10 protein-coding genes are annotated in these 12,083 nt (G+C 60.6%); 5 read left to right on the plus strand and 5 right to left on the minus strand.

Annotation, left to right across the window (positions count from 1 at the left end):
• Window positions 1-149: 149 nt before the first annotated feature.
• Entirely contained in the window at window positions 150-1,949 is a 1,800-nt protein-coding gene (locus HU735_RS22160; protein WP_186715343.1) for a hypothetical protein, read from the minus strand.
• A gap of 317 nt (window positions 1,950-2,266) precedes the next feature.
• Between HU735_RS22160 and HU735_RS22165 the strand changes: the two genes are divergently transcribed.
• From HU735_RS22165 to HU735_RS22180, 4 genes are all read left to right on the plus strand, one after another.
• Complete coding sequence (locus tag HU735_RS22165) at window positions 2,267-2,680, plus strand: GFA family protein (RefSeq protein ID WP_186715345.1); 414 nt, start codon at window positions 2,267-2,269, stop codon at window positions 2,678-2,680.
• Window positions 2,681-2,753: 73 nt separating this feature from the next.
• Window positions 2,754-3,092 (plus strand): FKBP-type peptidyl-prolyl cis-trans isomerase, encoded by a 339-nt coding sequence (locus HU735_RS22170; protein ID WP_186715347.1) that lies wholly within the window; start codon window positions 2,754-2,756, stop codon window positions 3,090-3,092.
• 214 nt (window positions 3,093-3,306) lie between these two features.
• A complete protein-coding gene (locus HU735_RS22175) occupies window positions 3,307-3,969 on the plus strand; it encodes a histidine phosphatase family protein (protein WP_186715349.1) in 663 nt (220 codons plus the stop codon).
• A gap of 45 nt (window positions 3,970-4,014) precedes the next feature.
• Window positions 4,015-5,208: a D-amino acid dehydrogenase gene (locus tag HU735_RS22180; protein ID WP_186715350.1), complete on the plus strand. Its 1,194-nt coding sequence runs from the start codon at window positions 4,015-4,017 to the stop codon at window positions 5,206-5,208.
• Between the two features lie 69 nt (window positions 5,209-5,277).
• Here HU735_RS22180 and HU735_RS22185 read toward each other — a convergent pair whose 3' ends face one another.
• The 4 genes from HU735_RS22185 to HU735_RS22200 form a co-directional block, all read right to left on the minus strand.
• Entirely contained in the window at window positions 5,278-6,006 is a 729-nt protein-coding gene (locus HU735_RS22185; protein ID WP_186715351.1) for an aspartate/glutamate racemase family protein, read from the minus strand.
• Window positions 6,007-6,023: 17 nt separating this feature from the next.
• The gene (locus HU735_RS22190) at window positions 6,024-7,559 is read right to left on the minus strand and encodes an NCS1 family nucleobase:cation symporter-1 (RefSeq protein WP_186715352.1); all 1,536 of its coding nucleotides are present in this window, start codon (window positions 7,557-7,559) and stop codon (window positions 6,024-6,026) included.
• A 431-nt stretch (window positions 7,560-7,990) separates the two neighbouring features.
• Window positions 7,991-8,467, minus strand: coding sequence for a toxin-activating lysine-acyltransferase (locus tag HU735_RS22195; protein ID WP_186715353.1), 477 nt, complete (start codon window positions 8,465-8,467; stop codon window positions 7,991-7,993).
• A gap of 4 nt (window positions 8,468-8,471) precedes the next feature.
• Entirely contained in the window at window positions 8,472-10,184 is a 1,713-nt protein-coding gene (locus HU735_RS22200) for a hypothetical protein (protein ID WP_186715354.1), read from the minus strand.
• 644 nt (window positions 10,185-10,828) lie between these two features.
• On the opposite strand from HU735_RS22200, the gene HU735_RS22210 reads away from it, so the two are divergent.
• Complete coding sequence (locus tag HU735_RS22210; protein WP_186715381.1) at window positions 10,829-12,082, plus strand: HlyD family efflux transporter periplasmic adaptor subunit; 1,254 nt, start codon at window positions 10,829-10,831, stop codon at window positions 12,080-12,082.
• Window position 12,083: the final 1 nt, after the last annotated feature.

Genomic DNA, 12,083 nt, shown 5'->3' on the forward strand with positions numbered 1-12,083 from the left:
AAGGTGAACATGGGCGTCACTTCCTGGCTCATGCGTGCGGGTAGCTTGAGCCAAGGGTGATGGGAAGTAACCTGACAAAAATGCTAGTTTTCAGGTGCGAGGAAAGCGGCATGGATTGCCAGGGCCCGGCTTGGGCCCTGGTCGCTGGTTCAAAGTTGAATGAACGCGGGAGGTGAGAAGAAGTAGGTAGTCTCCTTGCGACGCCAGATGCTGTAGTTGAACAGGACGGGACCGCCTCGGTTCTCTGTGATCCAGGAATCCGAGACCTGGATTGTTGCCTGGCCTGTTTCGTCAAGTGGGTGGTAAGAAGAGGTTTGTTTTCTCACGCGGCCATTGATAATGATGTTGACTTGGTCGCCATCCTCTCGGTTCGAAAAGTCCACATCGGCGGTGTATTTGTCGCCGTTCGAGGTGATCTTGATGGCCGGTGTACCCACAGCCTGGGGCTCGATAGTCACCTTGCGGGGCGTCGAGGCTATGCCATTGACGAAACTGGTCACCAAGACCTCAGTTGAGTAGCCCCCCATCGCCAGCGAGTCCGGCAACAAGAAATTCAGGGTCTCCCTCGAACGGACTATTTTCTCCTCGCTGCGCCATTCAACAACGCCCGTTGCCTTCCACACTACAGTGACCTTTTGTCCAGCTCGCATACCGGGGTAAGGCTCCACATCGACCTTGAGATGTTGATCGGGCTGCACATCGCGTAGGTAATCCAGCTTGTTGTTCCTGGCTTGGGGAAGCGTGGGGGCTTCAATGACAGAATAGATTACCGGCCGGAAAGCACTTTTCGAAAGATGTTGCCCGTCCACGTGGTAGGCGACACGGATCGAACCGTTCACCAATGCTTTTACGAAGTCATTGGGAATTTTGAACAACATGTCTCCAACCGGAGAGCCGACGTTCTGTGGTTCACTTGTAAAAGGCATGTCTACGCCATCGGCGTTCCGACCATACGCTTCAACGACGACAATTTGTCCGGGCAGCAGCTTCTCATCCGCAGGCACCACAACAGCCAGGTCGGCGGTCAACAGGTACCTCATGTCGATCTCTTGGTCTTCCTGACCGTCGACAAGAACGCGCGGTGCGCCAGGCTGTTCGGGATAGTCGAAGTCCACGTCCACCGTCGTGGGCGGGGCCAGGAGCGAGTAATTGCCTGCATCGTCGGTAATGCTGTAGGTCAGCGAAGTTCTGCCGCCAGGGATCTTGGGTTGCAAGTCGTCGAGGACGATCACCGTGTCATTATCGATATCATCAATTCGGATACTGTGTTCGAAACCAGACCAATGTATCGTCAAGGTGTCGTATCTGGATTGGTAAGTCCATTTGGGAACCGTTATGGTGACCTTCTCGGTGTCCCCTGCTAACCACTCAGGGACGATCGACGCTTTTTCCAGCTTGTAGTTCTCGTCTGGGAGCGGCAGGTCTTTATCAGGGTCCCCGGGGATCGTGGTCTTGATATAGAGCTCGGTTTTATCCGAGGGGAATTCTATGCCGCCCGGGAAACTTATGAACTTGTACCAGAGGCCATACAAGCCTTCTTTTGTATTTATAAAGTGTTCTGCAGTAGGTTCTAGCACTATGACGCCGGTCTCGTCTTTTTTTACGAATCGACTGTATATCATGGTGTCGTCCAGAAACAACTGAATGTCATCTCCATCCGCTACGTCGAGGTACGGGCCAACACGCGTTTCAAGAATCTTCTTTGGGTCGTGCAACAAGTCATAATAACCGAGGCCACCATTTCCCTGGCCATCGTCGTCGGCGTCCACCATTTTCGGAGGCATCAGGTTGGCGTAGGAAATGGGGCTGGTGCCATTTGTGGTGGTTGTAGTTGTGGTTGTGGTTGTGGTTGTTGTAGGTGTTGACGTCGTTGTAGTTGTCGTTGTGATGTGAGTGGCGGGTGCAGTAGTTGCAGTTGTTTTCGCGGGCGTTTTGGATGTGCTGCTCATAGGTGCTTCTCCTGGCCGGCGCGGGGGACAGGCATTGCCGGAACTCTCAAGTTAGAAATTGTCCTGATGTGCAACAACTGGCAAAAATGCTAGGTCGTGCGGATGTGAGCCGGCTTGGAGGCCATGCACACTTGCCAAACCTGTGCATGCCTGAAAAACAAGCGCCTTCGTTTCAGCCGTTGGGGCCTGCCTACTGTGGTTGAAGATCAGGCATGGCGGGCTGGGCTTCACCCTGGCCTGCGGCAGCGCGATACCGGACATGTCGGGAGCCTGCGCCTATACTGCAACTCCCCGGAACAACCGCAAGGAGCCCCAAGATGCCCGTGGAAAAACAAGGCAGTTGCCTGTGCCGCGCAACCCGCCTGAGCGCAACAATCGACAATACCCATGTCAGCGCCTGCCATTGCAGCATGTGTCGCAAATGGACCGGTGGCCCGCTGCTGGCGGTACATTGCGCCGAACCCCCACAGTTCGAAGGCCCAGCCCCCCGCGTCTATGATTCCTCCCCCTGGGCCCAGCGCGGCTTCTGCGGCCAGTGTGGCACGCACCTGTTCTACCGTCTGAAAGAGAGCAACCTCTACGTCGTTCCGGTCGGCCTGCTGGACGGCACGGAAAACTGGACCTTCACCGAGCAGATCTTCATCGACGAAAAACCCGCCTGGTACTGCTTCAAGAACGAGACCAAGAACCTCACCGGCCAACAGATCTTCGACCAGTTCGCCCCGTCTTGAGCCGACCCGCCTTGCCAAACCCGCATATTCCTGAGAAAAGGGCGCCCACCAAAACCGTCTCGAGGAACCTGCCATGAGCAGTGAGCTGCAAGTCATCGATCTACAGGAAGGCGACGGCAAGGCCGTGGTCAAGGGCGCGCTGATCACCACCCAGTACCGCGGCACGCTGGCCGATGGCAGCGAGTTCGATTCGTCCTGGTCGCGCGGCAAGCCGTTCCAGTGCGTGATCGGCACCGGCCGGGTGATCAAGGGCTGGGATCAGGGCCTAATGGGCATGCGCGTGGGCGGCAAGCGCAAGCTGCTGGTGCCGGCGCACCTGGGCTATGGCGAGCGCTCGGTCGGTTCGATTCCACCGAATTCGGACCTCACCTTCGAGATCGAGTTGCTGGAGGTACTGACCCGGGACGATTGAGCCGCGAGCAATAATTCAGCAACACACAGGCGTTAACGTGGCCTTTGTCCATGGAACGGCATGTGCGCCCAGGGAGGAACCAAACGGGTCGAAGGCACTCTGAGCCTCACTCGCTGCCACGGATGGCATTCACGACAGGGACGACCAGCAGCCAGGGCTGCCGGACCATGTGGCGGGGCAACCCAGTACCCCTTGCCACAAGAGTCCGTCCCAGATGAAGCTGCCCACCTTCCTTCGCCGTCGTCGCCACCTGTTGTTGAGCCTGACGCTCGCCGCTGCGGCTGTGCCGTTGGCCTTGGCTGTGGTCGAGAGCCGCGCGCAACCCGTGGATGGCACCCAGACCCTGGTCTTCCTGCGCCACGCCGAGAAGCCCGGCGAAGGGCTGGGGCAGTTGAACTGCCAGGGACTCAACCGCGCCCTGGACCTCGCGACCTTGCTGCCCGAGCGCTTCGGCAAGGCTGACTACGTATTCGCCGCCAACCCTTCGCGGGGTGTCGAGGAAGGTAGCCAGGATGAGCGCTACAGCTATATCCGTCCGCTGATGACCATCAGCCCCAGCGCCATCCGCCTCGGCTTGCCGGTGAACATCGACTATGGCGCCAACGACACCGACGATCTGGCTGACGAATTACTCAGTATCAAGTACCGCAACGCGACGGTCTACACCGCCTGGTCCCGCGGTTATCTCCCGGAACTGATCAACACCGTGGCCGGCAAGGCCCTGGGTGAGGAGCGGGTGCTCAGTGAAGACTGGCACCGCGACGACTTCGATACCTTGTACGTGCTCACGCTGACCTGGCGCGATGGCAAGGCGACCCTGCTCAGCCGCAACGTGCGCCAGGGGCTCGATCACGGTGAGCCTGGCTGCCCGACCTGACCTGCTGTTACTGTCGGGCCATCAGGCCTGGACGGGAATGGATGCATGAACCAGCGGGTGACAGTGATCGGCGGCGGGGTGGTCGGCCTGGCGACGGCTTATGCGCTAGTGCGCGACGGCTGGCAGGTAGATCTGGTCGAAGCCCGTGAAAGCCTGGCCAGCGCCACAAGCTTTGCCAACGGCGGGCAACTTTCGTACCGCTACGTGGCGCCTCTGGCCGATGCCGGTGTGCCGTGGCAGGCGCTTGGCTGGCTGCTGCGGGGGGATTCGCCGTTGCGCCTGCGTGTGCGTCTGGACCCGGCGCAGTGGCATTGGCTGGCGGCTTTCGTCATGGCCTGCCGAACGTCCGTCAATCGCCGTAATGCCGCTCAGCTGCTGAGCCTGGCGCTCGAAAGCCAGGCGGCTCTGCAGCGTTGGCGCGAGCAGGACGGCCTCGATGATTTCGCCTGGCGGCGCAATGGCAAGCTGGTCGCATTCCGTACCCAGCGTGCATTCGACCACGGGCGCCAACACTTGCTCGATCCCGACAGCCAACGAACGCTGGATGCCGCCGAGCTGCGTGGACTCGATCCGGCGCTGGCCGATGCACCCTTCGTTGGCGGTGTGTTCACTCCGGGCGAGGAAGTCGCCGATTGCCACCGTTTCTGCCTGCGCCTGGCCGAGCGCCTGGAAGTGTCCGGGCAATGCCGGTTGCTGTTGGGGCGGCCGGTGACACGGTTGATCGCGCACGATGATCAGGTGCTGGCGCTTGATATGGGCAACGAGCGGCTGGAAGTGCAGCACCTGGTGCTCAGCGCCGGGCACCGTAGTGCTGGCCTGGCATTGCCGGGCTTGAATTTGCCGGTCTATCCCTTGAAAGGTTACAGCCTGACCGCGCCGATTGGCGCCGCGCATCGGGCGCCCGAGCTAAGTATCACCGACTACGAACGCAAGATCGTCTATGCCCGGCTGGAAGACCAACTGCGTGTGGCGGCGATGGTGGATATCGTCGGCTACGACGAATCGGTGGATGCCGGCAGGCTCGCGAGCATGCGACGGCTGGCCCGGGAAACCTTGCCCCGGGCCGCCGACTACGGGCAGGCGGTGGAATGGGCGGGCATGCGGCCGGCGACGCCGACCGGGGTGCCGATCATTGGCGCCACGCGGTATCGCAACCTGTGGCTGAACCTGGGGCATGGAGCCCTGGGGTTCACCCTGGCTTGCGGCAGTGCCGAGCGAGTGGCGAAGTTGTTGCGCTGACTGTGCTGACCTTAATTACTGGGCAAGTCGCATCGGCGCGCCGATGCGACTTGCCCCGCGATAGGCAGATCAGCGACCGAAGCGCATCGGCCAGCCCACCACCTTCTTCGCCCGCGGCGTGGCGTAGGTGCGCACCTTGGAGGTGCTCAGCCCCAACCTCACCAGCGACTCGGCAATGGTCACCGCAGCGCTCACGCCGTCTACCACCGGCACCCCGGTGCGCTGGCGGATCTGCTCGTCGAGCCCGGCCATGCCGCCGCAACCCAGGCAGATGACCTCGGCCTTGTCCTCGCGCACGGCCCGTTCGGCCTGCTCGACGATGGCTTCCACCGCGCGCCGTGGGTCGCTTTCCAGCTCCAGCACCGCCAGGCCGCTGGCGCGCACCGAGGCGCAGTGCTCGTATAGCCCGGACAGTTTCAGGCGGTCCTCGATCAGCGGCACGGTGCGGTCCAGGGTGGTCACCACCGAGTAGGCGTGGCCCAGGTACATGGCGGTGCTGGCGGCGGCATCGGTGATGTCCACCACCGGCACGTCCAGCAGCTCCTGCAGGCCTTCGCGGCCATGCTCGCCGTAGCCGGCCTGGATCACGGCATCGAAGGGCTGGTCGTAGGCCAGCACCCGGTCCATCACCGCGATGGCGGCCAGGTAACTCTCGAAATTGCCCTCCACCGACTCGGCGCCGAACCACGGGGTCAGGCCGACGATCTCGGTACCGGGCGCGGCCACGCTGCGCGCTTGCTCGGCAATGGCTTCGGTGATGGCTTCGGTGGTGTTGACGTTGGCGATCAGAATACGCATGACGGATCTCCCTGAATTCAGTGGCTGCTGTGGTCGACGGCGATGCATTCGCCGCTGACATCGAGGTATTGGCGGTGGCGTGGCGCGATCAGCAGGTAGACAGCGGCGGCGATGCCGGCACCGATCAGCCAGGAGAACGGCGCGATGCCGTGGAAGTTGGGCACCAGGGCCAGGATGATCGCCAGCAGCGCGGCCGGGATGAACGCGGCCACGGCGCGCAGGTTGATGCCGCGGGTGTAGTGGTAGGCGCCGGTGGGGTTCTCGCTGTACAGCTCGGGCACGTTGATGCGGCCCTTACGCAGCAGCCAGTAGTCGGCCATGATCACGCCGTACAGCGGGCCGAGCAGGGCGCCCAGGCCTGAGAGGAAGTACACGATCACCAGCGGGCTGTTGTACAGGTTCCAGGGCAGGATCAGCACCGCCAGGGTGGCGCTGATCAGCCCGGCGCGGCGGAAGTTCAGGTGGCGCGGCGCCAGGTTGCTGAGCACGAAGGCCGGGGCGACGAAGTTGGCCATGATGTTCACCGCCACGGTGACGATCAGGAAGGCCAGGCAGCCCAGCACCAGGAACGCGGTGTTGGGGATGCTGGCGACGATCTGCGTCGGGCTGTCGATGACCTGGCCGTTGATCTGGAACTGCGCGCCGCACAGCACCACGGTGATCGCCGCGAACACCAGGATGTTCACCGGCAGGCCCCAGAAGTTGCCGACGCGGATGGTCCTGCGGCATGGCGAGGAGCGGGCGAAGTCGCAGAAGTTGAGCACCAGGGTGCCGTAGATCGCCAGCCACAGCGCGCCGCCGGCGAAGATATTGCGCCACATTTCGTAGCCGCTCAGGGGCTCGGCGACCGACCAGGCGATGCGCGCATCGGCCTTGAAGTACATGAATACCGCCAGGCTCGCCACGGTCAGCAGGATCACCGGGCCGGCGAAAGCCTCGTAGCGGCGCACCATCTCCATGCCGTAGGCGAGGATCACCAGCTGCACCAACCAGATCGCCACGAAGCACACCCAGCCCAGGCTCGACAGGCCGAGTATGCTGTCGTGGTCATAGGCGGCCACCTGCGGCCACACGGCGGTCAGCAGCACCCGCAGCACCACCGAGGCCAGGTAGGTCTGGATGCCGAACCAGGCGATGGCGATCACTGCGCGGATCAGCGCCGGTATCTGCGCGCCATGGATGCCGAAGGCGATGCGGCTGATCACCGGGAACGGCACGCCGGTCTTCTGCCCCATGTAGCCGGACAGGTTCATGAAGAAGTACACCAGCGCCGCGCCGATCGCTAGCGATAGCAGGATCTGCCAGCCGCCCAGGCCGAGGGCGAACAGCCCCATGGCGAAGGAGTAGTTGGCGATGTTGTGCACGTCGTTGGTCCACAGCGCGAAGATGCTGTAGCCGCCCCAGCGGCGGCCTGCCAGTTTGGTCGGGGCGAGGTCGCGGTTGTGCAGGCGTGGGCTCAGTTCGAGATCGGCCGGTTGGCCTTCGAGGGTGGTGGTCGAGGGATGGGTGCTGGCAACGGAAAGTTCAGGGGCAAGGGGGAGGCTGCTACTCATTCCGGCGGCTCCTGATGCGTGTGACTGCGATGAGCGGGCGCTGGCGCACGGGCTCGCCATCTCGTCGGTGCAGGCGTTGGCATCACTGGGTTCTGGGCGCAACGGTCGCCGGTGGGGCGACGCTGCGGGTTCTTGTGTATTTATGTTTCGTAAAACTTGTATACAAAACACAAGCACACAAAAGCCAGTTCCATGCCAGCAGGAGTGGGAATGCTAGTTAACCTTTATTTCGAATCTATCTATGGAAAAGGTAAGTAAATGAAAACATTGAACTATAAATTGACCTAGTGAACAGGTTTAAATTTTATAGTGTTGATTTAGTTGATCATTTGGTCAATTTTCTTGATGGGGATGTGTAACCTATTGGGGCGTTACCCCGATAGAGTGCACACAAAAATGGCACTAAACGTGACATTTGTGTGTACAAGTATTCATCTGGTTTGCTTCTCTGTCCTGCAGCTGCCGATTCGTCGAATCGAATAGTCTGCGCGCCTGCGCACCCAGGAAATCTGGTCGATGCCAGCCTCGCGCAAATGCTGTCTCAGCATGGAAAGCGCCTCTTTGACAGCGCCCCCCGGGAAACAGAAATCGATGACCCAGGCGCGTCCACCCTCATTCCATTCACTCGGGTGCAGCAGGAAGTTAGGGTCCTGGAGCAGACGTTGCTCGGTGTCGGGCGCCAGGTGCGCCCAGATGAGAAAGCCCCTCGGCGCACAGGTCGAGTCGAAGAGCATGATGATCTGTGCGTGCTCGATAGCGGGTGCGAGCCAGTAGTACAACGTGCGTATCTGGAAGCCTGAAGAGCGTCGGCAGCCGGCCATGACCATGGCGGCATGGCCCAGCATCGTTGCCTTGTCATTGAGCTTGGCGTCTCGGCAGCTGGTCTGCAGAGTGTAATGTTTGTTCATCTGTTTACCTCACGAGGCCAGGGTAGAAGTTCAATGCCTGCCTGATTTCTTCATGGCCTTCGGCTTTTGCCGACAACGCCTCCAGCGTCAGCGGGGTTGTTTCGCGCTCCGACAGGCTGAACCGGCCGGTTTGCGGGTTGAAGCAGATGGCTAGCGTGGCACTTGACCAGAATGGCAGGGCATCCGGCTGTTCGTGGCCGAGATTGAAGCGACCAGCCAGCAGCGCGTGGTCTTGCAGTGCATGCAAGGCCGCTCTTCGGTCGCCGACCGGTTCTGCATCGATAGCCTCGATAAGGCTCTGCAGATCATGCAGCACACGGTGGCTCCGGTTCAGCCGGGTGGCATTGATCAGCAGGGTGAGCTGGAGGTTATGGCGGTCTATGTTGTACTCGCCAGCCGCCTGCGCAACCCTGGTAAACAGCAGGTCGTAGCTTGAGCACAATGGGTCGGTCAGCGTGGCATCGCTCCCCAGCCAAGCCAGATCGCCATCTTTGCCGTTGCGCGACAGCAGCGCGTGAAAGAGTCGTCCAGTCCAGCGTTGATAACCGTCCCAGCCCGTGGTGTCGGCGATGGCGGTAACAGTGAAATCGTCAAGCGCCAGAATGCGCTGCAGTGCAGTGGCAAAGGCGTTGAGTTCCGGGGTGTTCTCCAGGCGGCGCAACAACCAGAGTGGGAATCCGGCCTGGGCGACCTGATACAGATTCAGGTAATGGCTGTAGCGTTGGTTGAATTGCTCAAGGGTCTTTTGCCAGAGGTGTAGCGACACCTCGTTGTCCACGACTGCGTACTTGCCCAGGTAGTAGCACAGGCTCTGCAGGCTCTGCAGGGCAGGCAGGTATTCGCTGTTGAAGCGGTCGATGCTGGAGCGGTCACCATTGATGAAGTGAGTGAACAGGCAAATGCCGCTCAGGTCCAGCCAGCCACCGGTCAGGGAAACGTTGGATGCACTGACATTGAAATGGATGATGTGCTTGGCGCGCGCGGCCGCGAACTGCTCGGCGTAGCGCCCGGCCAACTCGACCAGGCCATTTTCCAGGCGTTGTTCGAGTGAGGGTATTGGCGTTGTCGAGGCTCGTGTTTGGGGAAGGAACTCGACGAGCCGTTGAATGGCCTGTTTCACCCGTAGGGCATCTTCACCCAGGCCATCCAGGCGCTGCTGTCTGAAGTAGATGGACCTGATGAAATGCGCCGGGCGCACAACCGGCTGGCGAACCAGCAGGCCGCGTTTCAGCGTCCCGCGCCAGGTGTCATAGGTCAGGCCGGTGTCGAGGATGGCAATGGTTCTTGTCGCCCCGAAAGGCAGCACCGACGCGATGATTTCTGCCCACACCGACTCATAGAGTGCGGTGGTCAACGACAAGTTGCCATCACCATGTCCCGCATCCACATCGTGACCTACCAGCGGATTGGCCCCAAGTCCCTTGAGTTGCCACACTCCATCAAAACCACAGCGTGCGCCGCCGCCGTTGCTGAGAATGCCGTCGCCGCCGTAACGTTCAGCCATGAAGGTCTTGCGTATTGCATTGGCACGCCGGGACACGGTATCGGTCCGGATCATGTAGCTGTAAGAAGCCAGCAAGTCAGCCGAGGTCTGCTGTTCACACAGCGCCTCGTTAAGATAAATAACTTCGCAACCCTCGATATATTCCGTTTCAAAAGGGACGAATACTTCGTGCAACTCGTTGAGTTGCGCCACTTCATTGTCTGGGGCGATCATCTGGACGGAACAAGTTCTGGCAATTAGTCGAGGCGTGTCAAGGCCGGGGAGGCCCGCTACGGCGCGCGGCTCTGCAAGGCGGGCATGTTGACGTTTATACCCTGCTGGCATGCCAAAGTGCCACCCTACAGGTGTAGGATGGCCTGCGCTTCAAGAATGTGAATAATTACGTATTGCCTGCGGCTTTGTGTTGAAGCGAGGGCGGGGGTTCGTTTGATGTGCTGAACAGTATGGCCAATTCAATGCGGCTGCCAACATTCAACTTTTTGAATACCGAGGACAAATGGTCCCTGACGGTGTGTTGGCTGATACCCAGTTGTTGCCCGATTTCCTTGTTGGTCAACCCTCTCGATAAGCAATGAATAACGTCGTGTTCTCGTTCCGTGATGTTCAACGCATGTTTCCTTTGTGTTGCGGTTGCCGAATGTCAGGCGGCGGATGACAAAGTCAAGTGGCTCTGTGTGCTGTCCTGTTCATGGTGGGGGAGGACGAGCGACGGCGTCAAAAATTTAGTTGGGCCGCACATGATTTTTGCTTGTTGTCCTTTGAGGGCACCTTCGTAATCAAGTCGACCCGCTGAGGTCGGGCCCGGTGTGAAGCCACCCGGCCAGGTAAAGGATGACTGCGTGACAGGTAAGGCCCCCTTGTTTCGAACCGAAGCGCTGGCTGCGCGACAGAGCACCTGGCTGGGTGACATCGTGCTGGTCAGGCCTGTTTCCTTCACCGTGATGACAGTCGTGGCGTTGTTGCTCGCGCTGATGGTCGTCAGTTTTTTCTTCTATGGCAGTTATACAAGGCGTAGCACCGTTCCTGGCCAGCTGGTGCCGTCGTCCGGACAGTTGAAAATTCATTCGTCGCAGTACGGTGTCGTGCTGGAACGTTACGTCGAGGAAGGGCAGCAGGTAGAGCAGGGCGGGCGGCTGTTCCTGATTTCCAGTGAGCGCTCGGTCGACTCGGGGCCTGTCCAGGCAGAGGTCAGCGATCAGCTTCAGGGCCAGCGTCGTTCCCTGGAGGAAGAGCTGCGCAAGCAGCAGCAACTGCAGGTTGAGGCGCGGCAGAGTCTGGATAGCAAGCTGCGAAGCCTCACTCAGGAACTGGACACGCTGGCGCAGCAGATCGCCAGCCAGCAGCGGCTCGTGCAGCTGGCCGGCAATGCGGCCGAGCGCTATCAGGGGCTCATGGACAAAGGCTATATCTCCATGGACCAGCTTCAACAGCGCCAGGCCGAGCTTCTGGGGCAGCGCCAGAGTCTTCAGGGCCTGGTGCGCGAATCGACCGTGCTCAGGCAGCAGTTGGTCGAGCGACAGCATGAACGGGCAGGGCTGGAGGCGCTGCATGGTAATCAGCTGGCCAGCATTCGCCGATCGCTGTCGTCGGTGCAGCAGGCGCTGATCGAAAGCGAAGCCAAGCGCTCGCTGGTCATTACGGCACCCCAGCCAGGCGTGGCCACCGCCATCCTGGTGGGGCCGGGGCAGGTGGTGGATAGTTCGCGCGCGCTGATGAGCCTGGTACCGGCGGATGCCAACCTGCAGGCAGAGCTATATGCCCCCAGCAAAGCCATTGGCTTTATCCAGGCGGGCGATGCGGTACTGCTTCGCTACCAGGCCTACCCCTATCAGAAATTTGGCCAGCACCATGGCCAGGTCATATCGGTGTCCAGGACCACGCTTTCCGCTGCCGAGCTTGCCAATGTGGTCGGGAGCGTGCCCGGCCTGGGAGGCAACGGCGAACAGATCTATCGCATTCGCGTGGCGATCGATAGGCAGTCGGTGCAGGCGTACGGGGAGTCCCGGGCATTGCAGGCCGGCATGCTGGTCGAGGCGGATGTGCTGCAGGAAACCCGGCGTCTTTACGAGTGGGTGCTCGAACCGCTCTACAGCCTGACGGGCAAACTCTAGG

Source organism: Pseudomonas sp. BW16M2 (genome assembly GCF_014268865.1).
GTDB lineage: Bacteria > Pseudomonadota > Gammaproteobacteria > Pseudomonadales > Pseudomonadaceae > Aquipseudomonas > Aquipseudomonas peradeniyensis.

Bases quoted from the DNA above. Each gene is read 5' to 3' on its own strand.
- HU735_RS22175 (WP_186715349.1), top strand. From the start codon at position 3,307: ATGAAGCTGCCCACCTTCCTTCGCCGTCGTCGCCACCTGTTGTTGAGC.
- HU735_RS22200 (WP_186715354.1), bottom strand. From the start codon at position 10,184: ATGATCGCCCCAGACAATGAAGTGGCGCAACTCAACGAGTTGCACGAA.
- HU735_RS22185 (WP_186715351.1), bottom strand. From the start codon at position 6,006: ATGCGTATTCTGATCGCCAACGTCAACACCACCGAAGCCATCACCGAA.
- HU735_RS22195 (WP_186715353.1), bottom strand. From the start codon at position 8,467: ATGAACAAACATTACACTCTGCAGACCAGCTGCCGAGACGCCAAGCTC.
- HU735_RS22160 (WP_186715343.1), bottom strand. From the start codon at position 1,949: ATGAGCAGCACATCCAAAACGCCCGCGAAAACAACTGCAACTACTGCA.
- HU735_RS22190 (WP_186715352.1), bottom strand. From the start codon at position 7,559: ATGAGTAGCAGCCTCCCCCTTGCCCCTGAACTTTCCGTTGCCAGCACC.
- HU735_RS22165 (WP_186715345.1), top strand. From the start codon at position 2,267: ATGCCCGTGGAAAAACAAGGCAGTTGCCTGTGCCGCGCAACCCGCCTG.
- HU735_RS22170 (WP_186715347.1), top strand. From the start codon at position 2,754: ATGAGCAGTGAGCTGCAAGTCATCGATCTACAGGAAGGCGACGGCAAG.
- HU735_RS22180 (WP_186715350.1), top strand. From the start codon at position 4,015: ATGAACCAGCGGGTGACAGTGATCGGCGGCGGGGTGGTCGGCCTGGCG.